This is a genomic window from Staphylococcus sp. GDY8P120P, from assembly GCF_017892065.1.
Lineage (GTDB): Bacteria > Bacillota > Bacilli > Staphylococcales > Staphylococcaceae > Staphylococcus > Staphylococcus nepalensis.
This window is the reverse complement of sequence record NZ_JAESKI010000003.1, coordinates 107,998-132,903: the sequence shown is the minus strand read 5'-3', so window position 1 is coordinate 132,903 and position 24,906 is coordinate 107,998. Positions and strand designations below refer to the sequence as shown.

The following is a 24,906-nucleotide window of genomic DNA, read 5'->3' as shown; positions in this document are numbered from 1 at the left end:
TAACATATTTATTAGATTCTAAATCATGCGTGATATGTAATATAATTTTGAAAAATAAGATTAAATTCATTGATAAAGTGTATAATGTATATATGTTTGGAATTATTTTTTAATCATGAGATTTTGTGTTTTTTAAATAATAGAAATATACAATTACAAAAAGGGGATGTATTTAAATGCAAGAAATAAAATTAAGCACTATCAAAGCACATTCTTTAAAAGAATTAGAAAGTAGCATCAACGCATATTTAAAAGATGAAGAAGTTTCAGAATATAAATTATTGAATAGTACAATACGTGAAATCGAAGAGCGCACATTTTCATCGGATGAAGAAGAATTTCATGCGATATTAACTTTTATTAAAGAAATTTAATCAAAAACCATTTTTAAACTGTTGTGTTTGCGGTTTATAAAGCGACTCGGATTGAATAAAGCGCGTGTTAACGCGTTGACTTATTATAACAACCATAATCCATAGCTATATTTGAGACTAAGAAGTTATTTATATCTTAGTCTCTTGTTTTATGTACAACATTTATATTTTTTAGCATAATGCTAAATGATTTTAAAAACACAAGTTTTAATTTGATCGGAGTTATAAGGAGTTAGATAATGATGAAATATTTTAAATTACAGATGCTAAGAGATCAATTAGATCATATACCAGATTACGGATTACCCAATGATTATAAAATTCGCCATTTTCAAAAAGGTGAACAATTAAAATGGGCTAATGTAGAAACAAGCGTTAACGAATTTAATACTATAAACCAAGCGTTATGCCATTTTAATGATGAATTTGGTCCCTACTTAGACCAAATGGAACAACGATGTTTATTTATAGAAAATGCTAAAGAAGAAGTCATTGGCACTGCAACCGCTTGGTACGGACGATTAACAGATGAACGCCATACAATGGGTCGTATTCACTGGGTAGCAATCATACCTGAATACCAAGGCAAGCATTTATCTAAACCACTATTATCTGCCACAATGAAACTTATAGCTAAATATCATAACCAAGTTTATTTAACTTCTCAAACGACTAGTTACCAAGCGATTAATATGTATCTTGATTTTGGTTTTAGACCGATTCATTTAGATGAGCATTTTTATGAAGCTTGGTCATTATTAGAAGAAAAATTAAATAGGACTATTTTATAATCCATCAATGAAGGTTTTAAAAAGATATACTTTCACCAAATACAGTTTTGTCTAAAGAAAAATACAATATTTAATTTTGATAAGTTTAATAGATAAGTTTTTTAAAATTATTTTTTATAAATAGAATAATAATAGGGAAATAGTATGGTTTTTGAAAGAAGTATTATATATTTAAATAAAATAACTATGCTGAATATAACACTAAAAGGTGTTACATCAAACACGGAGGTGTCATAGATAAACAATAGTAACAAAATGCCACAAATAGAAAAAGTAGTTATGCTCAAAGCAAGTAAAGATAAAGTTTGGCACGCCATTCGAACATCAGAAGGTATAACTTCTTGGTGGATGCCAAATGATTTTGAAGCTAAGTTAGGCAAAGAATTTACGCTTTACGCTGGAGAATATGGGGCATCCCCATGTAAAGTAACAGAACTAAACCCTAAAGATAGCTTAAGTTTTGATTGGGGAAAAGATTGGACCATAACATTCCAACTTAAACAAATAGATGATAGTACAACAGAATTTATACTGATACATTCTGGTTGGGATGAAGAAAAAGAAACAGAGTTTGGCCAGCCACACTCTGTTGTACAAGGATTTATGGATGACGGTTGGGAAGAAATAGTGAAGATGAACCTTCCTAAGTATCTAAATGCTAATGAATAATATAAAAACTATAATGTGTTTCAAGCAATGGTGGACCCCCAACGTCGTAAAATAATAAAATTACATGCAGATAACGAAATATCCATTAAATCAATCACTGAAGATTTTAATATATCTATTTTACTTTTGGATGCGTAGAGCTAAATTTATGAAAATGTAAAAAGCGTACGTTTGGTTACTGTTCACTGTATGGTTTAACTTTTTTTGAGCAATACGTAGGCTGAAGGTAGGGCGTTTGCTTATTATTTAATTTAGAAAATAAACTTTTTCTAAAACCAAAATTTTAGTTTTATGTGTTTAATATACTTTTTTGAGGTTATTGAATTTATAAGCAGAATATGTAAGTTGTATTCTTATAAATGTTAGGCATCGTACCATGTTCTGGTGTGTTTAAATAAATGGTATACGCAGATAGAAACACTATACTATAGGAGGGATTTGATGGATTTTATTATTACAATCGTAATAGGTGTAATCGTTGGGGTGACATTTTCAATTTGGTTAACTAATAATAAAATGACTAACCTTATTATTAGCACGATTTCAGCAGTAATTGGCGCATTCATTGGAGTAACCATGTTAAATTCTACAGGCGAGGCTATATCAAACTCGACAGACATGTTCTTTATTATCCCAACGCTTGTTGGTTCTGTTTGCCTGACTTTACTTGTTTTATTTATTATTGAAACGAGTAAAGATATTGTGAGAAATTAATTATGTCACGTTGTTGTCAATGTAATAAATAAACATTCATATTAAGTAGTATTGTAAATGACTTTTCAAATAACTATGGTCATACTATATAAAGTTTAATTTAAATCAGACAGTTTTTTCTAATTGGGATTACACTTGCAGTTCATATGCCAGGCACAACCCTCATATTCAGTTGCTGAGTAATTTAAGCTTAAAAAATGATAGCAATTATACTATAGGTATACAAAATTTAATGTAAAGGCAACGTCTTTTGGACGGCACTCATATAGGACGACATGCAGTAGCATGTTGTCCTTTTTACGATAACTTTATAAACGCTCAATTAACGATGAGAATGGTGTAATAGCTGTTAGGACATACTTAATTATATTAAAATTAAAGATTTTAAATTCTGTTTAATATATTGAAATTTATCGGAAGCGGACATGTTTCTAAAGGATTAACATAATCGTTTTTGATCACTGCAAACATCAGTTGGTATATCAAAAAGAGGGTTAAAAAGCGACAGTTATTCTAATTCATATCATGATCACAGCAGCACGTAATTGGGTTGTCACATCATATGTATATTACCTTTGCAAACCTGAAGATGAGATGAGCAAATAGGCGGCTAAACTACAAATGAAAGCCCTCACTAATTAACGATAGCGAGGGGCGGTGCGTGGCGTACAGATATGTTTGTTAATTGTATTATATAGTGAGTAACAATGTAAAATATTTGTTTGTGAAGTGTCATTAGCGTTGATTTATAAAGTGAACTATTAAGAAACCACAGCACTTGTTACATAACCATCACTGACATGGAAAACAATATTACCGTCGCCAACTTGGTATCCATAAAGTCCGTCACTACTAGTTTCTTTATCTCCATTTATTGGCTGTTGGTACTTATAATTTTCACCATACTGCACACGTATATCTTTTAAACTTACTGATTTATTTTGTATACTAAATGTTACACTATTTGCGGTTTTACCATTTGTTTGCTGAAAAGTTTGATCGTAAATCACCTTACTGCTAGATCCAGAATGGTACTTGCTGTTGACTTTAATTTCATTAAATGTCATATTTCCAGCTTTTAACCCATTAAAAAAAGATTGATCTAATACAAAATCACCACCCTCTGAAGTATATCCACTATAAGTATACCAAGGTTGCGTCGTTATTGCTTGCGCTTCGTTATGTGATTCTTCTTCATTAGAAATATTTATACCTAATGCAGTTCCAAGCGTAACCGTACCTGCTACAAAAATCTTTGAAATTTTATTCATACTATATCACTCCAAATAGAAATTTTGAATCACATTACGATTCAGTTACACTATAACAAAATATTACAAGTAATGTGTATATTTACTTTTTTGATAAAAGTTTAATGGAAGCAATTAAAATACTACTATATTAAAGTAGGCTATTTAATGAAAGGAAAATTGGAAGTAGAAAAAATGCTGAAGTATAATAAACAATCATAGACAAAGTATGTTTACAAAACTATAATAATATTATGTTAACTAGATGCCAAAAAAACTGCCGACTCAATTGTGCGGCAGGAAATACTATTTTTTCTTAATTTTAGTTACAATAACTTGAATGACAAAGACAATAAATCCAATGAAAATGCCTAGAAATATAGCTACAGCGGCTGACACAAGGGGAGGAAATTGATATTGGTATTGTAATATCAATCCAACGATGATTGCTATAACAATTGCAATAACTGTAATCATGTTTTCTTTAAATATGCTCAAGTGTTTCACTCCTATCGTTGTTTATTATAGCACGAGAAAACAGATAAGATAAAATAAATTACCATCATATTATTTAACAATCATGTAGACATTATAAAGTAGTAAATATTTATTGCGTAAATAATACATTTGTTTTTGTATAGCTATCTTGACGTATAGTTTTATATTCTATATGATAATTTGGAATATGCTTAAGGAGTAGGTGCAACAATGAAATCGACAAAGAAAATCACTATATTAGTTGTGAGTATCGTTATTTTAGGTGTTCTCGTATTTCAATTTATCAATGGCACCGGCCCGTTTTCATTCAATGATTCAAATGATGCTTCTGGTCCAGAACAAACTGAAACAGTACATGTAGAGCGTGTGGTAGATGGTGACACGCTTGTAGCAAGAAGTAATGATAACGAACAAATGAGAGTGAGGTTAATAGGCATAGATACGCCAGAAACGGTTAAACCTAACACGTCTGTGCAGCCATATGGAGAGGCAGCTTCTGGTTACTCTAAAGCACATTTAACTGATAAAGATATACATTTAGAATATGATAAAGAAAAAGAAGACCATTATGGGCGAACACTTGCTTACGTTTGGTTAGATAAAGAAACACTATTTAACGAAGAACTAGTAAGAAAAGGATTGGCTAGAGAAAAATATTATGCTCCAAATGGCAAATATAGAGACTTATTTGAAAAGGCGGAACAAGAAGCAAAAAATAATAAAGAAAATATTTGGAGTTAATTTAATTTTTACTATTTTAAAATATAAAAAAGGCTAGTGGCTCAACTTTTAAAATTGAGTACTAGCCTTTTTCAATTAATAATTTAGAGTGTTTTATTAATATTTAATTAATGAAAATGTGAAAGTAATGCATTATATTGTTCTTCAGACAATGATTCAGGTGCATGAGTCACAGTTTCACCAATGACTTCTTTTAGTGAGGATTTAGAAGACACTGTTTCTACAAAATCTTGTCTTTCTGTAGGGCCATCAATTAAATTTACACTTCCATCTGTGAAGTAAACTAAACCGATGTTATGGATTCTATGATTTAATTTTTCTGCAATTCTATCTTCTAATGCTTTTGTATTTTTTGAAGATTGTTCATATGGGTCGTAATTATAAAAATCATACGTAACAGAATTGTTTCTGATTCTTTCAATAAATGTGTACGTTGTAGGGCGCGTTGATTGGAATTGACTATGAAATTGATCAGCTATATAACGGCCTACAGTTTGGTTTACAGTATCTTCCTGATTATTTTCTAACGCAGTAGATGGATCTACAGTGAAATGGTAAAATGTCTTTTGTTTCCAGTTTTTCACATTAATATTAAATAAACCTTTTTCTGTAATGACAATATAATCAAATGCTCTAGCATATTCAAATAATGGATGTTTAACAGCTAAGTTACCAGTGGTAATAATATCAAAGAATGAAATGGCCCCTTCTTTTTGATATTGTGATAATATCTCTTGTAATTCCTGTTTTGCTTTTCTTAAACCATGATGATGCGTGTCATTACTAGCATTTTTTTCAAGCATTTGGTTTTTCAAGTACGTGTTTTCACGAGTGATGAGACTTATTTTATTTACTAATTGGTCTTTAGCATAAGTTTCAGTTTCAAGTTTATGATTCATCACTCTTCGTTCTATAATAATAACTAAAATTAGTATTACAATAATAATTGCTAAAATAATCGGAAAAAACATTGATATCATCCTAATCTTAATAATTTTTTAACAAAGTATATTTTACTCTTTTATTTCTATTAGCACAAATACTATTAACTAATTAATAGTGGGTGATAAGCATACAGTTTTAATCTTAAATTATAAGGTGTAATGGCCTATAATTCAAGGTGAAGTAGCGTGCATTTAAAAAATGAAATAAGCCACAAATATAAAGAAGTAACTAGCGCTTATTTAGGTAATACGTATATTATGTACTACATTTATTTTCGAAAAATCTATTTGGAGGACAAAGATTTGACTACTATGAAAAAATATATTAACTATACTATCGAAAATATAAATAATAATGAAGTGATTGCATTTGATAATCATCCAGTATCTTATAAAATCATTGATGAACTATATGAAGCGCATACCAAAATTTCAATCATTAGTTTTTCGACAGATATTATAAAATACGTGGCAAAATATACAAATTTTAATATTATTATGCCTAACGGAAAAGTAAACAACGCTTTACATATTATTACTGGTCCTGATGTTAACCAAACATTTGAGAAGTATCATATTCGTTATTATTTCGCTACTGCCCCATATATGGTAGATAATGCATTATATCAAACTTTGCCAGAAATTGCTGAAATTCAACTAGCGATATCTAATAGTACTCAAGAATTATTACTTGTTAATAGACCAGATACTTTAAAGCAACAAGATAGACAAGACTATAGCTATATTGGTAAATTTTAAATAAATTTGTGTTTGGTTTCACAATTTTAAATATTTTACGTTGAAAAATAAACTTACTAATACTATAATAATTGTTAATGGAAACGCTTACTTTTGATTGGAGGTACAGATTTGGCAGTTAGTAATAGTAGTAAAATTAAAGACGTTGTAAATAATTTAACTGAAAATGTACCTGATTTGTTTAAATATAATGGTGAAATTGCGAAACAACTTTTTCTTCATGATGAATTTAACTTAAACGATAAGGTTGATATCAGTGTGGAAAGGAAATTTCTTGGTGAAGTTCTAAAGTTCATACCTAAAGATAATATAATAAAGTTACATGACGGTAAAAATGAGACACCTGACTTTTCAAACGTTCATTTTTCAGATGTGACCCATGCTAATATATATGCAGATGATGAATTAGTAATGACAGTTATTGTTTATGACGTCGAAAACGATGAATGGATGTTTAGATGGAACCACAACATTCGTTTACCTGAAAAACATATTTATTTCCATTCTATTAAGTGGGATGTCGATTACATTAAACCAGAAATTGTTTTAATGTACGAGTTATTAGATCCGATTGATTATCATCAATTGCCTAATTACAGAAATGTCATAGATTCATTAAGTTATTATCAATTTGTTATTTTACGTTTAGTGGTTGGAGACGAACGTATCAACCAAGCACTTATTTCTGAGAACAGAGCCATTTAAAAATCCTTCAAATCATTCAATAGTATTCATCAGTTTTCAAATGAAACTATGCGATTTGAAGGATTTTGCTTTTTATTTTTTATATGCTGTTATTTAAACGTTTAAACATTTTTTAGTATAACAATATTCATAAGTCGCATTTACTGCTCTTTCAGCATCAGTTACATCAATACCAAACATCATAGAAATTTCTGACGCACCTTGGTTCATCATTTTTAGATTGATATTAGCTTCTGCAAGTGCATGCGTAATCGTGTTAGCTGTGCCAACAATTCTATGCATACCTTCCCCAACTACCATTAATACCGCTAAGTCATGTTCAATGCTTAATTCGTCAACATCACAATGCTTACGTATATCATTAAGTACTTTTTCTTCTTTGTTCTGTATTTCTTTTGAACGCATAATGATACTGATGTTATCAATACCTGATGGCATATGGTCAAATGAAATATCGTAATCTTCTAACACTGCCAATATTTTACGTGTGAAACCAATTTGTCTATTCATTAGATATTTTTTAATATTTAACACTGTAAAATCTTTATCACAACTAATACCACTTACGACACTCGTTGAATCGATTTCTCTATCATGTCTAATATACGTTCCAGTATCGTTCGGTTTATTTGTATTTTTAATTACCACTGGGATTCTATCTTTATGCAATGGTTGTAATGCTTCATCATGAAACACACCGAATCCTGCATAGGATAATTCTCGCATTTCTCGATAAGTAATTTCATTAATAACTTCAGGATTTTTTACAATAGAAGGGTTAGCTTTAAAAATACCAGAAACATCAGTGAAGTTTTCATATAAATCTGCTCTGACACCTCTAGCTACAATTGCCCCAGTAATATCTGAACCTCCGCGTGGGAATGTAACTACGTAATTTTGTCTTGAAATACCGAAAAACCCTGGGATGATTAATTTTTCTTTATACGATCTTAGGTTATAAAGTGTTTCATATGATTGGTCTAAAATTTGAGCATTTTGTGGTAAATCCGTAACAGTAATACCAGCTTCTCCAGGAGAAACATAACGTGTTGGTATGCCTTGACTATTATTGTATTCTGCAATCAGTTGAGCATTAAAGTTTTCCCCACATGAAAGCAATGCGTCTAATAACCTTGAAGGTTTGTTTTTTAATGTACTGATATAGTTTTCTAATGTTTCGTCTATTGTTTTTAATAAAGTATGGTTCATATTAAGTTCGTCAATAATATCAGCGTAGCGTTGAACGATTTCTTCTTTTTTAGAAACGTGATCCAATTGTTCTATTACTTTTTCATATAGACGAATCAATAAATCGGTTGTTTTTACATCCTCTTTATACCTTTTTCCTGGTGCTGATACAACTACAATTTTTCTTGCTTCATCTGAATTAACGATGTCTAATACTTTTTTAATTTGTTCTGCATTGGAAACAGAACTTCCTCCAAATTTTGATACTTTCATAATGTCATACAACCTTTCTAAAAAATCAGAAAATTTAGTTTAGTTTTTATCACAGGAGTGATAATATAAATATACGCTTTTAATATTCATAGGCTTTACAAAAAGAATGAATGAATTTATACTATACCATATTCAAGTATTTTTCAACTGTACAATTGTATTTTTTAGAAGAACAAACGGAGGAATGAAGACATGAAAGAATTAAACGTAGCACTACTTGGTTTAGGAACTGTAGGTTCTGGTGTAGTAAAAATAATAGAAGAAAATAGAGAACAAATTAAAGACACTATGAATAAGGACATTAATATTAGACATATTTTAGTCCGTGATAAGACTAGACAAAGACCTATTAATGTTTCGAAATATCATTTAACTGAAAATATTGATGACATATTAAATGACACTTCAATTGATATTGTTGTCGAAGTACTTGGGGGAGTTGAACCCACAGTAGAATGGTTGAAACGTGCGTTAAGCCAAAAGAAACATGTTATTACAGCTAACAAAGATTTATTAGCTGTAAATTTAAATGAATTAGAGAGTTTAGCGCAAGAAAACGACGTTGCCTTAAAATATGAAGCAAGCGTTGCGGGCGGCATTCCAATTGTAAATGCTATAAACAATGGCTTAAATGCCAATAATATTAGTAAGTTTATGGGTATTTTAAATGGAACATCTAACTTTATATTAAGTAAGATGACACACGAAGAAACGTCATTCGAAGATGCTTTAGCAGAGGCACAACGCTTAGGATTTGCTGAAGCAGATCCGACTGATGATGTTGAAGGTATTGACGCAGCTAGAAAAGTTGTCATCACTTCATATCTATCATTCAATCAAGTAATTAATTTAGATGAGGTAGATAGACATGGTATTAGTGACGTGACATTGTCAGATATTAAAGTTGCAGACCAACTTGGCTATAAAATCAAATTAATAGGTAAAGGGACGTATGAAAATGCTCAAGTAAACGCATCCGTGGCGCCAACGTTCATCAATAAGGACCATCAGCTTGCAGCAGTTGAAGATGAGTTCAATGCGATTTATGTGATTGGCGATGCAGTCGGGGAAACGATGTTCTATGGTAAAGGCGCAGGTAGTTTAGCTACTGGTAGTGCGGTAGTAAGTGATTTATTAAATGTCACGTTTAATTTTGATACTAACTTGCATACGTTGCCACCTCATTTTGAATTAAAAACAGAAAAGACAAAAGAAATGATGAACGATGAAGAAGAGACTATTACAATTAAAGGTAAAGAAAGTTATTATGTTGTAGTACAAACAGATGGTGAAGATATAAATCAAGTAGAAACATTATTAAAAGGAGAATTACCTGTACACAAATCATTAACTGTGGCTGAACGTGATGCTCGTACTGCCGGTATAGTTGTTATTGGTGTTGATGAGTCACCAGTATCTGCTATTAAAGAATCAGGTTATGTTGTTCAGAAAATCTACCCAGTTGAAGGAGTTTAAAATTTATGAAAAATTGGCAAGGACTTGTAGAAGAATTTAAAGCGTATTTACCAGTTACATCTGATACCCCTAAAGTGAGCTTGAATGAAGGCCAAACCCCTTTAATTTATTGTAAAAATATGTCAGAAATGCTGGGTATTGAATTACATGTGAAATACGAAGGAGCTAATCCAACAGGATCCTTTAAAGATAGAGGTATGGTTATGGCTATGGCCAAAGCGAAAGAGGAAGGCAAAAAAATTGTTATTTGTGCTTCTACTGGTAACACTTCTGCTTCCGCAGCTGCATATGCTGCAAGAGCAGGTTTGAAAGCAATCGTAGTCATTCCAGAAGGCAAAATTGCTTTAGGTAAATTGTCTCAAGCAGTGATGTACGGTGCTGAAATTGTTTCTATAGAAGGGAATTTTGATGAAGCACTCGAAATTGTACAAGAAGTTGCAAAAAATGGTGAGATTGCACTCGTTAATTCTGTTAATCCATACCGTATTGAAGGACAAAAAACAAGTGCATTTGAAGTAATCCAACAATTAGATGGTCAAGCACCTGATATTTTATCCATCCCAGTTGGCAATGCGGGTAACATTTCTGCCTATTGGAAAGGCTTTAAAGAGTATCATGATGCACATGGCACACAATTACCTAATTTATATGGTTTTCAAGCTGAAGGCGCATCGCCTATTGTACAAAATAAAGTAGTGAAAGAGCCAGATACAGTTGCTACTGCAATTAGAATTGGTAACCCAGCAAGTTGGGATAAAGCAACGAGTGCGTTGGAAAAATCTGAAGGCTTAATAGATAGTGTCACAGACGAAGAAATTTTAGAAGCGTATCAATTAATGGCTAGAAAAGAAGGCGTGTTCAGTGAACCTGCTAGTAATGCTTCAATTGCAGGTTTAATTAAGCTACATCGTGCAGGTAAATTACCTAAAGGTAAACGTGTCGTATCAGTGCTTACAGGTAATGGATTAAAAGATCCAGATACAGCTATTTCATTATTGGACGATCCAATTAAACCTTTACCAAATGATAGAGAAAGCATTCTAGAATATATTAAAGGAGCACTATAGCATGTGTGAAAGCTTAAGTTTAAAAATCCCGGCATCTACTGCAAATTTAGGTGTCGGTTTTGATTCTATAGGTATGGCATTAAATAAATTTTTATATCTAAATGTACAAATCAATAATAGTGATAGGTGGTCATTTAAACATATTGGGCCCAATGTTGAAGGTTTACCAATTGATGAAACACACTATATTTACCAAATTGCACAGCAAGTTGCTAATAGATATGAAGTTACTTTACCTCCCTTAGATATAGAAATGAGGAGTGAAATCCCATTAGCAAGAGGACTAGGCTCGTCTGCTTCTGCATTGGTTGGTGCACTTTACATAGCAAATTACTTTGGAGATATAGAGCTTTCTAAATATGAATTATTGCAGTTAGCTACCGAGTTTGAAGGACATCCTGACAATGTGGCGCCGACGATTTATGGGGGGCTCGTATTAGGGTATTATGATCCACAAACGAAAGTGACGGACGTATCGTATATTGATCCACCTAGAGCAGACATGATTATCACAATACCATCTAATGAATTAAGTACTACACTTTCGAGAAATGCATTGCCAGAGACTTTTTCGCATAAGGATGCCGTTAGAAATAGTGCAATTAGTAATACCATGATTAGTGCATTGATTCAACATAACTATGAATTAGCAGGTAAAATGATGGAACAAGATGGTTTTCATGAACCTTATCGTCAACATTTAATTCCTGAATTTCAAACAATTAAACGGATTGCGAAACGGTATCATTCATATGCTACTGTTATCAGTGGCGCAGGACCAACTGTTTTAACAATGATAGCGCCTGAACGAAGCGGAGAATTAGTAAGAGAACTTAAACGTGAATTTATCCATTGTCGTTCAGAACTTGTTACTATTAATGTGACGGGTGTAGAATCTGAAGTATTGTACCAACGTCATTAATTTGTTGTATTATAGTTGAGTAGACGTTGAAAGGAGATTAGGAAGATGGGATATAAGTTAATAGTTATGGATATGGATGATACATTAATGACTTCAGACAATGAAGTGAGTACTGATACGGCCAATTATTTAATTGATATACAACATCAAGGTTATACAGTTGTGCTAGCATCAGGCAGACCAACTGAAGGTATGTTACCAACTGCAAAACGATTAAAACTAGATCAATTTAACAGTTATGTTATAAGTTATAATGGCGGTAAGACAGTAAACGTAGCAAATGAAACAGTTGAAGTTAGTCGTACAGTATCAAAATCAGACTTTGATGAAATTGTAGATTTCTGTAGAGATAACCAATTATTCGTGTTGACTTACCAAGATGGCTATATCGTATATGAAGGTGAACATGAATATATGAATATTGAATCAGAGCTGACAGGTTTACCAATGAAAGCAGTATATGATTTAAAATCATATATTCAAGAGGATGTACCTAAAGTTATGGGTATTGATTATATTCCTAAAATTACGAGTATTAGAAATGATTTAGCTGGTCATTTTAACGAAACGATTGATGTCACAACAAGTAAACCCTATTTCTTAGAATTTATGGCACAAGGCGTTTCTAAAGGTAATGCAATAACTGATCTTAGTAATAAATTAGGTTTGAATTTATCTCAAGTTATTGGCTTTGGTGATAGTTCAAATGATATATCAATGTTAAAAGTTGTTGGTAAAGCAATCGCTATGGGGAACGCTAATGATGACGTGAAAGCTGTTGCTGATGAAGTGACTTTAACAAATGACTATAACGGTATTCCTTACAGTTTAAAAAAATTATTAAATTAAAATAAATGAAGCATAGCAAGATAGCCAAAGTTTGATATGTGAAGGAATAAGATGCAAATCCCAAAATTTTGCCCCAAAAAGATTTCATTAGTTAGAAATCTTTTTGGGGCTTATTTGTATAAAACCATAAGCTATGCGTGTGGGTTCGGTATGGTTATACCATTGTATTAAAAATTGCATCTCTTCACGTTAAAATAATATTTAGGCAGCCAACCAAAATTAACACCACGAGGAGATGCAACTTATGTCATCAGACACAAATAGGTTAGCACATACAAAATGGGATTGTAAGTACCCTATAGTCTTCGTACCTAAATATATAAGGACAATTATTTATGGGAAAATCAAGAAAGATATTGGAATAATATTGAGGTAGTTGTGTGAAAGAAAAGGTGTAGAAATTATTGAAGCTGAAGCATGTAAAGACCATATTCATATGTTAGTTACTATTCCTCCAATATTAAGTGTTTCAAAATTTGTAGGATATTTAAAAGGAAAGAATAGTTTAATGATTTTTGACAGATATGCTCATTTAAAATATAGATAGGGTAATAAAAAATTGGGTGTAAAGGGTTTTATACGGATACAGTTGGAAGAAACAAAAAATTATATTCGTAATCAATTACAAGAGAATGCCATTGCAGAGCAATTAACACTTGTTGAATATAAAAATCCTTTCACTGGCGAAGAAATTAGGAAGAAAAAATAAACACTCCTTTTAAAGGGTTACTGAGAAAGTAGTCCATTTGGCTGATCTCTTTATATAAGGGGCGACATGAAATGTGGTGTTACTCCTAGAAAGGAGTAGTATTGACTGATTATGAAATGCTAATGCTTGTCATGGCAATTATTAGCTTAGTATTAGTTAGTAAGGCCAACCATAAAAATAACCATCACTAACTTTGGCAAGGAGAAGATGGTTATTTTAATAAAATATCATTTTTAAAGTCACCGTTTTTTTAACGGAATTACTGGGGCAGTAAACTTGTGTGTTGTCTCTTTTCTATATATAAATTGCCACAACGTAAAAATATTATCAAATATTTAAGTGGCCATATTCATATCATCTATTTATTATGAGTAGCTAAAATTTATAAATTCTGTCTAGTTTTTTGGCATAAAGCTTTATAAAGTTAAAGGAAACGTCATTTCTATATTATTTCAATAGAATTTGGCGTTTATTCTTTAATTAGAGATATTTATCTCTTGGGCTCTCATTAGTTTAACGCTCCCATTTAGATCTTAAAATACAAGAACAAAAATTATTTTGTGGGTATTCTGGTTCAAAATATTTTATAACATCTGATTTAATATTTCCAAAAGTAGTTTCTGGTTTATGTTTAAACCCGTTATAAAAAGATTCTATTACATCATGTTTAAAATTACCTCTTGGAAATTTATTAACGATTGCTTTTCTAATCTCATCAGAATATTGGTTCCAATTGTCTCCCATAACATCCATTCCCACACCATGATATAGTAATGCAACATTATTCTCTTTATGTTCTGCGACACCTAAAGTTGTATGTAAAGCGATAGAATCCCAAGCTAATTGTAAATCTCCCTTCTTATAGTTATATGTGGTTAAAAACTGTCTAACAGCGTTAGCCCATCCACTTCAAACCTTAAATCATCGCTACTATATTTTTCTGTTAATCCTAAATCATGGAACAATGCTGTAATGTATAACAGTTCTTTATCATAAGTTAAATTATCTTGTGTTCCCTTAACTTCTCCAAATAAATAAACTCTATTAGAATGGTTCCATATTAATTCATTACCATATTCTCTAACAATGTTTTGAGCATCTTCTATTATTTTACTATCTGGAACTCTAACTTCGTTAATATTTTTAAGCAAAATAATTCCTCCTTTACTTTTCTAATAGCCTTCCCTACTTTATTTAAATTAAACACATTTTAAAATAATATAGTGAAATATGGTTATAGATACTTTTTCTCATTTCTCTTCATTTTTCTATCTTTTTTAAGTGTAATTGTGTTAGAATATCACTATGTTAATTTTATTGTAATTGCAATAAAAAGAAAGGGATATTAATGAAAGATATATTAAGAGATATAGGAATTATTGCAAGAGCTTTGGATTCAATAAGTAATATTGAGTTTAAAGACATCAATTTATCAAAAGGACAATTTGTTTATTTAGTTAGAATTTATGAGAACCCAGGTATTATTCAAGAACAATTAGTAGAAATGTTAAAAATTGATAGAGCAACAGCCTCTAGAGCTATTAAGAATATGGAAAATAATGGACTAATCACGAAAAAAAGTCAAAAAGAAAATAAAAAAAACAAATTATTATATGCTACTGAAAAAGGAGAAGAACTTTATTCTTTTATAATTAGAGAGAATGAGCATTCTAATTCTGTGGCTTTAGAAGGGTTAACAGAAACAGAAATTACAACTTTAGTAAAATTGCTAGACAAAGTTAAAAATAATATATCAGAGGATTGGCTTTATGTTAAAAAAGGCAATAAAAGAAACTATTAGAAAATAGGAGGGTAGTGATGATTAGAACATGTAACGAGAGTGATACAGAAGCATTGAAACAAATTGGGAAAAAAACTTTTGGCGAAACCTTTAGGTCTCAAAACAAAAAAGAAAATATTGAAGAATACTTAAAAACAGCTTTTACTTCGGAAAGAATGACTGAAGAGTTAAAAAATCCCAATTCATATTTTTATTTCATTTATTTTGAAAATGAATTAGCCGGTTATTTGAAGCTAAATCTAAGTAATGCACAAACTGAAGAAATTGAAGGTAACAATATAGAAATTGAACGAATTTATATATTGAGGGAATTTCAAAAACATGGATTAGGGAAGGAATTATATAAACAAGCAATAAAACTAGCGAAAGATTTAGAGTGTGAGAATATATGGTTAGGGGTTTGGGAAAAAATGAAAATGCGATTCAATTTTATAAAAAATTAGGTTTCTATAAAATTGATGAACATGTATTTTTTATGGGAGATGAGAAACAAATTGATTTCATTATGTTAAAAGAATTATAAAAGGGGAGATAATCTATGTACATACCAAATTATTATCAAATTAATGATTATCAGGAGATTAAAAGCTTTATTGAGAAAAATAATTTTGCCGTTATAGTATCGACTGATAATGGATGTCCCATAGCTACACATATTCCTGTTATGATTACAGAGAAGGACAATGATTTATATATTTCTGGTCATTTTGCAAGAGGGAACCAGCAATGGGGAACTATAGACGACAACGATAACATATTAGTGATATTTCAAGGAGCACATAGTTACATATCGTCAACATGGTATCATCAAGAAGATGTTCCGACTTGGAATTATCAAAGTGTTCATATCTATGGAAAGGGTAAGACTTTAAATGAAGATGAATTAGAAGCAGATCTAGAACAATTATTGGATAAATATGAAAAATATCGTGAAAATGGTGCTACGTGGGATAACATGTCAGATAAAACGAAAAAACAGATTAAAGGTATTGTAGGTTTTAAAATTAAAGCAACTAAAATTTTAGCTGCCTACAAGCTAAGCCAAAAACGTAGTGAGAGTGAAAAAAATAATATTATTAATGAGTTGAGTAACTCTAACGAATTGTCAGATAAAAAATTAGCAGAAGAAATGAAAAGAGTCATTCGAAATGATTAAAGAAAAAAACAGCTATATAACTTGATGGTAAAAGAATATAGTTTTTATTAATTTGAAAATACTACAATTTAACCAATAAGTGACCGTAATAACTATTTACTAACTATAGTATATGTCATTTTACTTAATATATAAGGAAGGTTTTACCTAATAAATGAAAAACAACATACATTATTAAGCGTATGTTGTTTTTCTACTATATTATTCAGTTTGATTGGTAATGTCATTTACATCAATGCACTAGTCCATTTTTAACGTAAAATATCTATATAGTTATTTTAGTTTTTTGGCATGTAAAAAGTAATATAAAATAAATGTTAATAGAATAATAACCGCAAGGATTTTATACATTCCCGCATAACCCAAAATGGGAATTCCAAATCCTAATATATAAGGTCCTAATCCATTTCCTAAGTCCATAAAAATCATAAATGTTGAAGTAGCTAGTCCTACATTCTCTGGTTTAGCTTCACTAACAGCAATTGTTTGAGTGATTGATGAAATGTTACCAAAACCAAGTCCAATAAATAGTCCTGACAATAGCATCATCCAGTCGTCACTACTGATACTTAGTAAAAATAAACCAACAAAAAAGAATATAAGGGCGGGGTACATAATTTTATTTGCTCCATAAATATCAGCAATTTTTCCTGTGAAAGGTCTAGACGCTAATACTGAAGCTGTATATATTATGAAAAAGAAACTTGCTGCTTTTACTAAATCAATTTGGATTGCGTACAAATTAATGTACGATACTATACCTGAAAAGGAAAATGCGCTCAAAAATATAATAAATCCAATTGGTATTGTTGATTTATTCATTAAGTTTTTTATGGATATTTCTTTTTTATTTTCGTTATAAGGCACTTTGATTAAAAATGACATAAACAAACCTAATATCGCAAAGATTAAACTAATATAAAAAATATTCATGAAATTGGAATCTTGTGTTAAAGATATTCCAATAAATGGACCGAATCCTGTAGCTAGTGCAGTACTTAACGCAAAATAGCTAATCCCTTCGCCTTTACGTGATTGAGGAATTACTAAGGCAACAATAGTACCTACTATCGTTGTAGTGATTCCCGTAGAAAGCCCATGTAATAATCGAACAGACACTAAAAAATATTCGTCTAAGTTCACAAAATATAAAATAATTGATACGAAATAAATCATCATATTTAAAATGAATATTTTTTTGTTATTTTCATAAATCCAGTGAGCACTCTACCAATTAACGCCCCTACTATGAAGACACTTGCTATAAAGCCCATCATTATAATAGACGAATTATATTCAGTTTGTGCGTAATTAGTGATAGTAGAGTTTAATAAAAAGTACACGAGTATCAATAAAAAGTTTATGATAGAATATACCACAAAATCTTTTGACCATATTTTGTTGTTCATAACTGGTCCTTCCTACATATGATAGCTGTCTCCATCGTCAGGGATTAATACTTGGTTTTCTAGTTCTTTTTCGTGTAAAAATTGTTTTAATCTGTTTCTAGACAAATTCCAATGAGTTACTGCTTCCATATGCACTACAATGATTTTTGAATTAGGTGCTTCTTTCGCTACTTGATATATATCAAATTCATTCATAATTAATGAGCTACTTTCATACGTTTGATTGTCACCACCATTAACAATAATTACTTCTGGTTTGTATTGGTTTATTATATTTTTTATTTTGCTATACCATACGGTATCTCCTGCAATATATAGTTTTTGTTCATTAGGGTGATCAAAAATAACCCCACAAACAGAACCGATTGTTTCTAAGATTTCCCCTCTTCCGTGTTCACCAGGTGTTTTTATTAGTTTAATACCATCAAATGTTGTATATTCATTTAATATTTCTATATCTTTAAACCCAACACTTTTAATTTCTTCTGCATCATTTTCATCTTGAACGAACACCTTGATATCTTTTGGTAAATATTTTTGAGCTTTTTCGTCAAAATGATCAATATGCAAATGTGTTAAAATAATCGCGTCAATATCTTTAATGATGTCTTCTAGAGAGAGAGGTAAGTCGACAAGTGGATTCTCTAACTCTTCTCCAGGAGCATCAGGAAAACTTGCAAAAGACCCTTTTTCGCCTAACATCGGGTCAACTAAAAACTTTTTATCTGCATACTCAATGATGCTTGTAGCATTTCTTATATGTGTTATGTTCATAAATAATTCCTCCAAATTTTTGTATATATTTATCTTAATTGGATGGTCTATGTGTTTAAATATAAATTTCAAAGAGTTTTTAACTAAATACTTGAAAATTGAAAGTGAGTGATAAAAATGGACGAATTAGACAAAAAAATAATTAGCGAATTAAAAAATAACAGTAAAATTTCAATGAAGCATTTAGGAGCAAAAGTAAATCTAACTGGTCAAGCAGCAACAAATAGAGTGAAAAAATTAGAGGATGACAACGTTATTACTGGATACACGATTGCTTTAAACCAAGAAGCATTAGACTGTAAATTCCATGTATTTATTAATATTTATACTCATAAAATTTCTCATAATTCATATCTTGATTTTATTCAGGAAGAGAGCATTTTTGTTATGAATAACTATAAAGTAATAGGCGACCCATGTTATCTTTTAGAGTGCCGTTTCCCAAATAATGATTATTTAAATGCATTTCTTGCGCGATTAAATAAGCACGCAAACTATAATGTTTTAATGGCAATATAAAAGGCCAATCTCATTAATTAAACGGGGAACTAAAAGTGGCATGATTGCCATTTAATATTGACTTATATTGCAATAAACATCATTAATTTGGTAGTATTTATATTCATTTCTTTGCTAGTAATAAAAAACGAGGTAGCGAAATCTACATGGAAAATGTGATTCCGTTACCTCGTTTTTGTGTTTTTGCATATTTTGATGTCATACATACGATGATTTGACTATTTAGCGGTATGGGTCCATTCATTTTTGCCGCGATGTCTTTTTACGTGTGCATAAACATTGTCTGCAGCGTAGTCTAAATTAGTGTAAACCGTAATCGAGAATGCAGATTGGTTATCCTCAAATGCTTCTTCTGAAAACAATTCTTTAAGATGGCTAAAAAGACTTTCCATTTGTGAGCGGTCTAAACTTGGGTATTCTCGTAATGTTCTTTTGATTAGTTGGTCATGTCTTTCTTCAAGTGATTGTACAACAATAACAAAACGCTCATCAGTTTCTAAAATATCGTCAAATAGATTTGTTTGTCCAATCATAATTTCCACCTCTAAGTAATTAAATTATTAATCTTATTATACTATACTTTCTATATACTGAAAATAACACCAACTTCTGAAAAAGCAATTTCTTTTGTAACCAAGGTTAATTTATATAAAAGTAGGGAATACAATTACTATGTTATTAGCAAAAAATTCACCCCAAAAATTAGATTTCTAGTCTAACTTTTGGGGTGAATAGTATGATACTTGTATTAGTGGTTAAGTATCTAATTATAATCGTGGTTTTTTAAATCAATTTCTTCGAGTTTAACAATTTTAGTTTTTCTAATGTACTTATGGATAAAGTAAATTAAAGCTAATATAACCATTGGTAATAAGTTTCGGATTAACGCGCCGATATCACCAGCCAAAATTGCACCAAGTGAATTTCCTACAAATAGGAATAACAAAGCAATGATTACTATAATTGGTCCGAAAGGATAGAACGGTGCCTTATAAGGTAATACATCATCAGGATTTTTATTTTGTTTTTTAATTGCAGAACGCAGTCTGATTTGGGCTATTATACTAGATGCCCAAACAACAATGACTAAAGACCCAATGATATTTAGCAATGAAAATACAATGTCTGATTTAAATTGAGCTAAGATAATTACAAACAAGACAATGATAAACGTCACAAATATTGATACTATAGGTAATTTTGTAGTCTTATTAAGTTTACTTAAAAATTTAGGTGCTTGTTTATCTTCTGCCATTGAGAATAACATTCTACTTGTTGTATAAATTCCAGAGTTTGCAGCAGATAATAATGAAGTTAAAATTACTGCGTTAATTACTGATGCTGCAAATGCGATACCTACACGATCAAACACTATTGTAAATGGGCTTTGTGATACAGATTCACTTTCATTCAATAATAATGGATCAGTATAAGGAATTATCGCTGAAATGACCGCAATTGATAAAACATAGAATAATAAAATTCTCCAAAAGACTTGTCTAATTGCTTTGGGCATAGACTGACTTGGGTTTGAAGATTCGCCAGCTGTTACAGCAACGACTTCTGTGCCTCCAACTGAGAATCCAGCTACAAGTAAAACCCCTAAGAAACCAGAGATGCCACCAACAAAAGGTGCTTCTCCTGTTACATAATTACTCAAGCCATATGTCTGACCGCCTAAAATGCCTATAATTGTTAATACGCCAATAACGATGAAAATAATAATGGTTGCAACTTTAATGAGTGATAACCAAAACTCTGTTTCACCAAAGGCCTTTACTGAGAATATATTAAGTAAGAAAAGAATGACAAGGAAGATGATGCTCCAAGTGACAGGACTAAAAAATTGGAAGAAATCCCAATAATAAATTACACTAGAAGAAATAATAACATCGACACTTGTAACTAACAGCCAAATTGCCCAATATAGCCACCCCATAGTGAAACCGAGGGAGCTATCTACAAAACGTGTTGAATAGGAACTGAAAGAACCTGAAACAGGATAAAATGTAGCTAGTTCACCAATCGAAGCCATTAAGAAATATAACATCACACCAATGATTAAATAGGCAAGTATTGCGCCACCAGGTCCTGCTTGCGAAATCACGCTACCAGTAGCAACAAATAGGCCTGTACCAATTGCACCACCAATTGCAATCATCGAAATGTGCCGAGAATTAAGACCACGGTTCATATTGTTTTGTGCCATAATACAGTCTCCTATGTTCTATTAAATTTTAAATATATATTATCCATTCTAATGCTTTTGAGCTGTACAAGCAATGCTTTTTATGACTGTCTTGCTATAAATTTTCAAATATTTTGAAAATTAGTATTTATATGTATATTGTTAGTTGCTTTTAGAAAAATTATAGATTAAAATAAGTACTAGGTAATAATTATTATTGATTAGTAAAGGCGGGGGAATTTTGATGAGTAACAGGAAAAAATTAACGAGCCTCTTTGGCGCACCAGTCTCAGATAGAGAAAATAGTATGACAGCCGGCCCTAGAGGACCATTATTAATGCAAGATTGGTACTTTTTAGAGCAAATGGCTCATTTTGATAGAGAAGTTATACCGGAAAGACGTATGCATGCAAAAGGGTCAGGTGCTTTTGGTACTTTTACGGTTACAAACGATATTACACAATATACTTCAGCTAGCATTTTCTCTGAAGTAGGCAAACAAACTGAAATGTTTGCGCGTTTTTCAACTGTAGCAGGTGAAAGAGGCGCAGCTGATGCAGAACGAGATATTCGTGGGTTCGCGTTGAAGTTCTATACAGATGAAGGTAATTGGGATTTAGTAGGAAATAATACACCAGTATTCTTCTTTAGAGACCCGAAACTATTTGCTAGTTTAAACCACGCTGTTAAACGTGACCCAAGAACAAATATGAGAAGTGCACAAAACAATTGGGATTTCTGGACTTCTTTACCTGAAGCATTACATCAAGTAACAATTTTAATGTCAGACCGTGGTATACCTAAAGGTTTTAGAAATATGCATGGTTTTGGATCTCATACTTATTCTATGTACAATGATAAAGGTGAACGTGTTTGGGTGAAATTCCATCATAGAACGCAACAAGGTATTGAAAACTTACAACCTGACGAAGCGGCAAAAATTGTTGGGGAAGACAGAGAATCATCACAACGTGATTTATTCGAAGCAATTGAAAACAAAGATTATCCAAAATGGAAAATGTATATTCAAGTCATGACAGAAGAACAAGCGCGCAACCATAAAGATAATCCATTTGATTTAACAAAAGTTTGGTATAAAGGAGACTATCCTTTAATAGAAGTTGGAGAATTTGAATTAAATCGCAACCCAGACAACTATTTCCAAGATGTTGAGCAGGCTGCTTTCGCCCCAACTAATATTGTACCTGGGATTGATTTCTCTCCAGACAGAATGTTACAAGGTAGATTATTCTCATATGGCGATGCACAACGCTACAGATTAGGCGTCAATCATTGGCAAATACCAGTTAACCAACCTAAGGGTGTTGGCATTGAAAATATTTGTCCATTTAGCCGTGACGGTCAAATGAGAATTATAGATAATAATCAAGGCGGCGGCACACATTATTATCCAAACAGTGATGGTTCATTCGAAGATCAACCTGAATTTAAAAAACCTGGACTAAAAATTGAAGGTGAAGCATATGAATATGACTTCAGAGAAGATGACGATAATTACTTCGAACAGCCAGGACGTTTGTTCAGAATACAATCTAAAGAACAGCAAGCGCGAATTTTTGAAAATACAGCTAATGAAATGCAAGGTACTACATTAGAAGTTCAACATCGTCATATTCGCCATTGTTATAAAGCGGATAGTGAATATGGTAAAGGTGTGGCGAAAGCATTAGGTATCGACATAAATGATGTAGATTTAGAAATTGCAGATTAATCATTGCACGCTTATGATTAACAATTTACAATAAAAGTTTTAAAGCGCGCGTTTAAGATATAAACAAAACATGCCTATTTAAAATAAAGATGCACCTTCATTTCAAAATGGAAGGTGCATTTTATGTTTGAATTTTTGGGATATTCAATGCATATGTTTATCTAAGGGCATGTTTAATTTACGTTATTAGATAGGTTAATAAATATAAAAAGACAAACCAAATGTCATAAGTCATTTGGTTTGTCTTTAACTGTAAACATCATTTAATTAATCGTAACTGCTTAAATGTAATGCTGAACAGGGCACATTAGATTTAAGCGTGTAAGTCATTTATTTTAATTTGAATTATCTTGTCTTTATACCTAAGAAATTTTGCGAATAGAAATGCATTTTTCCACAATTGTTACATAATAATGTTATTAACGGCGTTGGATCATTACCTAAGGAAGCAGTTAACAATGGTAGGAAATAATGACCATCTAAAATTTCAATATCAGGACGCTCGCAGTTACACACACTTTTATCTTTTGTTTTTTCAGTTATTGAATCAATAATGTGTTTTTTTTGTTCATCCGTAATGTGACGATTTTCCATATAAAAATTCCCTCCAATATATTTTATATACTTATTTCATTATAAGGGTAGTTATGATTTATTAGAAGACCTTAAATGCATTTAATAGTGATATTTAAGTATATTATTGTTAATTAACGCTTTGTTGTGTGATTTAATGTATTGTTTCAACCCAGTTACATAGCGCGGTGTATCATTAATAGAAATTAAAACTGCCCATCGGTAGTGTAAGTTGCCCCTTATCATAATTTATATATATAAGTTGTCATGTTAATTTAGTTTAGCGGTGTTTATTAAATTATACGAAAAAGCCTTTTTGTACTAAATTCCATATTTTATAACGATTTTGTAACGTGTTGACGCCAGGGAAGTATATGAGTGAGAGACTATAGGCTTGAACCATACCTCATACCTCAGGCAAGCATGCACGACCAAAACTGTAAGATTTTAAATAAAAAAAAGAGCTAACCCATTACGGATTAGCTCTTCTTTTTAAGTGTCGTATTAAAAAGATAATGAAAGCACAGAATTATTTAGTTTCACGATGTAAAGTGTATTTATTTAATCGTGGGCAGAATTTTTTAAGTTCAATACGTTCTGGATTGTTACGCTTGTTTTTAGTACTGATGTAGTTACGATCGCCACATTCTGTACAAGCTAATGTAATATTTACGCGCAAAATTAACACCTCTTTCTTAACAGGAATCATTACGTTTTAAAATGATACCATAATTAATCAATATATTCAATGAAAAATGCTTTACTTAACTTGAAGATATCCTAATATACCTAACTATTATACCCCTTTTAAAAAATAATTTTCAA

Annotated in this window: 26 protein-coding genes and 3 pseudogenes; 17 read left to right on the top strand and 12 right to left on the bottom strand. The window is 31.2% G+C overall.

All coding sequences use genetic code 11. The features are described from left to right. Window positions 1-176 precede the first annotated feature (176 nt). The 4 genes from KA900_RS02805 to KA900_RS02790 all read left to right on the top strand — a co-directional run bounded on the left by KA900_RS02805 (window position 177) and on the right by KA900_RS02790 (window position 2,548). Entirely contained in the window at window positions 177-374 is a 198-nt protein-coding gene (locus KA900_RS02805; protein WP_096809983.1) for a hypothetical protein, read from the top strand. 239 nt (window positions 375-613) lie between these two features. Then, complete coding sequence (locus KA900_RS02800; protein ID WP_232164794.1) at window positions 614-1,165, top strand: GNAT family N-acetyltransferase; 552 nt, start codon at window positions 614-616, stop codon at window positions 1,163-1,165. A 255-nt stretch (window positions 1,166-1,420) separates the two neighbouring features. Next, on the top strand, window positions 1,421-1,834 hold the full coding sequence (locus KA900_RS02795) for an SRPBCC family protein (protein ID WP_207572640.1): 414 nt from the start codon (window positions 1,421-1,423) through the stop codon (window positions 1,832-1,834). Between the two features lie 441 nt (window positions 1,835-2,275). Further along, window positions 2,276-2,548, top strand: coding sequence for a hypothetical protein (locus KA900_RS02790; RefSeq protein WP_096809979.1), 273 nt, complete (start codon window positions 2,276-2,278; stop codon window positions 2,546-2,548). Window positions 2,549-3,309: 761 nt separating this feature from the next. Here the strand turns inward: KA900_RS02790 and isaB are convergent. Together isaB and KA900_RS02780 are read right to left on the bottom strand one after the other, a co-directional pair. After that, window positions 3,310-3,819, bottom strand: a complete 510-nt coding sequence (isaB, locus tag KA900_RS02785; protein ID WP_096809978.1) for an immunodominant staphylococcal antigen IsaB family protein — start codon at window positions 3,817-3,819, stop codon at window positions 3,310-3,312. Between the two features lie 285 nt (window positions 3,820-4,104). After that, window positions 4,105-4,296 (bottom strand): hypothetical protein, encoded by a 192-nt coding sequence (locus KA900_RS02780; RefSeq protein ID WP_096809976.1) that lies wholly within the window; start codon window positions 4,294-4,296, stop codon window positions 4,105-4,107. Between the two features lie 210 nt (window positions 4,297-4,506). Here KA900_RS02780 and nucI point away from each other — a divergent pair, with 210 nt between their 5' ends. Further along, a complete protein-coding gene (gene nucI / locus KA900_RS02775) occupies window positions 4,507-5,037 on the top strand; it encodes a thermonuclease NucI (RefSeq protein ID WP_096809975.1) in 531 nt (176 codons plus the stop codon). Between the two features lie 107 nt (window positions 5,038-5,144). Here the strand turns inward: nucI and KA900_RS02770 are convergent, their stop codons facing one another. Then, complete coding sequence (locus tag KA900_RS02770; protein WP_096809973.1) at window positions 5,145-6,008, bottom strand: NERD domain-containing protein; 864 nt, start codon at window positions 6,006-6,008, stop codon at window positions 5,145-5,147. Window positions 6,009-6,293: 285 nt separating this feature from the next. Here KA900_RS02770 and KA900_RS02765 point away from each other — a divergent pair, with 285 nt between their 5' ends. Beyond that, window positions 6,294-6,740: a sugar phosphate isomerase family gene (locus KA900_RS02765; protein WP_229719048.1), complete on the top strand. Its 447-nt coding sequence runs from the start codon at window positions 6,294-6,296 to the stop codon at window positions 6,738-6,740. Window positions 6,741-6,851: 111 nt separating this feature from the next. Then, on the top strand, window positions 6,852-7,445 hold the full coding sequence (locus KA900_RS02760; protein WP_096809971.1) for a hypothetical protein: 594 nt from the start codon (window positions 6,852-6,854) through the stop codon (window positions 7,443-7,445). 93 nt (window positions 7,446-7,538) lie between these two features. On the opposite strand, the gene KA900_RS02755 is transcribed toward KA900_RS02760, so the two are convergent. Then, complete coding sequence (locus tag KA900_RS02755; RefSeq protein ID WP_115342190.1) at window positions 7,539-8,906, bottom strand: aspartate kinase; 1,368 nt, start codon at window positions 8,904-8,906, stop codon at window positions 7,539-7,541. Between the two features lie 192 nt (window positions 8,907-9,098). Here KA900_RS02755 and KA900_RS02750 point away from each other — a divergent pair, with 192 nt between their 5' ends. The 5 genes and pseudogenes from KA900_RS02750 (at window position 9,099) to tnpA (ending at window position 13,929) form a co-directional block, all read left to right on the top strand. Continuing rightward, complete coding sequence (locus KA900_RS02750) at window positions 9,099-10,382, top strand: homoserine dehydrogenase (RefSeq protein WP_108909348.1); 1,284 nt, start codon at window positions 9,099-9,101, stop codon at window positions 10,380-10,382. Between the two features lie 5 nt (window positions 10,383-10,387). After that, the gene (gene thrC, locus KA900_RS02745; protein ID WP_210139288.1) at window positions 10,388-11,449 is read left to right on the top strand and encodes a threonine synthase; all 1,062 of its coding nucleotides are present in this window, start codon (window positions 10,388-10,390) and stop codon (window positions 11,447-11,449) included. 1 nt (window position 11,450) lies between these two features. After that, window positions 11,451-12,371 (top strand): homoserine kinase, encoded by a 921-nt coding sequence (gene thrB, locus KA900_RS02740; RefSeq protein ID WP_096809964.1) that lies wholly within the window; start codon window positions 11,451-11,453, stop codon window positions 12,369-12,371. Between the two features lie 45 nt (window positions 12,372-12,416). Then, window positions 12,417-13,220 carry a Cof-type HAD-IIB family hydrolase gene (locus KA900_RS02735; protein WP_210139287.1) on the top strand — a complete coding sequence of 268 codons (804 nt, stop codon included), beginning with the start codon at window positions 12,417-12,419 and terminating at the stop codon, window positions 13,218-13,220. Window positions 13,221-13,464: 244 nt separating this feature from the next. Further along, window positions 13,465-13,929, top strand: a pseudogene (gene tnpA / locus KA900_RS02730) (IS200/IS605 family transposase). 513 nt (window positions 13,930-14,442) lie between these two features. On the opposite strand, the pseudogene KA900_RS02725 reads toward tnpA, so the two are convergent. After that, window positions 14,443-15,080, bottom strand: a pseudogene (locus KA900_RS02725) (HD domain-containing protein). 197 nt (window positions 15,081-15,277) lie between these two features. Here KA900_RS02725 and KA900_RS02720 point away from each other — a divergent pair. From KA900_RS02720 to KA900_RS02710, 3 genes and pseudogenes are all read left to right on the top strand, one after another. Then, window positions 15,278-15,730, top strand: coding sequence for a MarR family winged helix-turn-helix transcriptional regulator (locus KA900_RS02720; protein ID WP_103372570.1), 453 nt, complete (start codon window positions 15,278-15,280; stop codon window positions 15,728-15,730). Window positions 15,731-15,747: 17 nt separating this feature from the next. Next, window positions 15,748-16,253 (top strand): annotated as a pseudogene (locus KA900_RS02715) (GNAT family N-acetyltransferase). 15 nt (window positions 16,254-16,268) lie between these two features. Beyond that, window positions 16,269-16,886 carry an FMN-binding negative transcriptional regulator gene (locus KA900_RS02710; RefSeq protein ID WP_107644381.1) on the top strand — a complete coding sequence of 206 codons (618 nt, stop codon included), beginning with the start codon at window positions 16,269-16,271 and terminating at the stop codon, window positions 16,884-16,886. A gap of 273 nt (window positions 16,887-17,159) precedes the next feature. Here the strand turns inward: KA900_RS02710 and KA900_RS02705 are convergent, their stop codons facing one another. From KA900_RS02705 to KA900_RS02695, 3 genes are read right to left on the bottom strand one after another with little or no spacing between them, the layout of a single operon-like run. Beyond that, window positions 17,160-18,062 (bottom strand): MFS transporter, encoded by a 903-nt coding sequence (locus KA900_RS02705; RefSeq protein ID WP_245339147.1) that lies wholly within the window; start codon window positions 18,060-18,062, stop codon window positions 17,160-17,162. A 5-nt stretch (window positions 18,063-18,067) separates the two neighbouring features. Beyond that, a complete protein-coding gene (locus KA900_RS02700; RefSeq protein ID WP_210139285.1) occupies window positions 18,068-18,295 on the bottom strand; it encodes a hypothetical protein in 228 nt (75 codons plus the stop codon). Between the two features lie 12 nt (window positions 18,296-18,307). Next, window positions 18,308-19,069, bottom strand: coding sequence for an MBL fold metallo-hydrolase (locus tag KA900_RS02695; protein ID WP_119488113.1), 762 nt, complete (start codon window positions 19,067-19,069; stop codon window positions 18,308-18,310). Window positions 19,070-19,186: 117 nt separating this feature from the next. On the opposite strand from KA900_RS02695, the gene KA900_RS02690 reads away from it, so the two are divergent. Continuing rightward, window positions 19,187-19,588 carry an Lrp/AsnC family transcriptional regulator gene (locus tag KA900_RS02690; RefSeq protein WP_210139284.1) on the top strand — a complete coding sequence of 134 codons (402 nt, stop codon included), beginning with the start codon at window positions 19,187-19,189 and terminating at the stop codon, window positions 19,586-19,588. A 218-nt stretch (window positions 19,589-19,806) separates the two neighbouring features. Here KA900_RS02690 and KA900_RS02685 read toward each other — a convergent pair whose 3' ends face one another. Then, window positions 19,807-20,121 (bottom strand): hypothetical protein, encoded by a 315-nt coding sequence (locus KA900_RS02685; protein WP_096809949.1) that lies wholly within the window; start codon window positions 20,119-20,121, stop codon window positions 19,807-19,809. A 230-nt stretch (window positions 20,122-20,351) separates the two neighbouring features. Beyond that, window positions 20,352-21,797, bottom strand: coding sequence for an amino acid permease (locus KA900_RS02680; RefSeq protein ID WP_096809948.1), 1,446 nt, complete (start codon window positions 21,795-21,797; stop codon window positions 20,352-20,354). Window positions 21,798-22,020: 223 nt separating this feature from the next. On the opposite strand from KA900_RS02680, the gene KA900_RS02675 reads away from it, so the two are divergent. Further along, window positions 22,021-23,508 carry a catalase gene (locus KA900_RS02675; RefSeq protein ID WP_096809946.1) on the top strand — a complete coding sequence of 496 codons (1,488 nt, stop codon included), beginning with the start codon at window positions 22,021-22,023 and terminating at the stop codon, window positions 23,506-23,508. Window positions 23,509-23,853: 345 nt separating this feature from the next. On the opposite strand, the gene KA900_RS02670 is transcribed toward KA900_RS02675, so the two are convergent. Both KA900_RS02670 and rpmG read right to left on the bottom strand, forming a co-directional pair. Further along, window positions 23,854-24,102 carry a hypothetical protein gene (locus KA900_RS02670; RefSeq protein ID WP_096809944.1) on the bottom strand — a complete coding sequence of 83 codons (249 nt, stop codon included), beginning with the start codon at window positions 24,100-24,102 and terminating at the stop codon, window positions 23,854-23,856. Window positions 24,103-24,610: 508 nt separating this feature from the next. Next, entirely contained in the window at window positions 24,611-24,760 is a 150-nt protein-coding gene (gene rpmG, locus KA900_RS02665) for a 50S ribosomal protein L33 (protein WP_017724369.1), read from the bottom strand. Window positions 24,761-24,906: the final 146 nt, after the last annotated feature.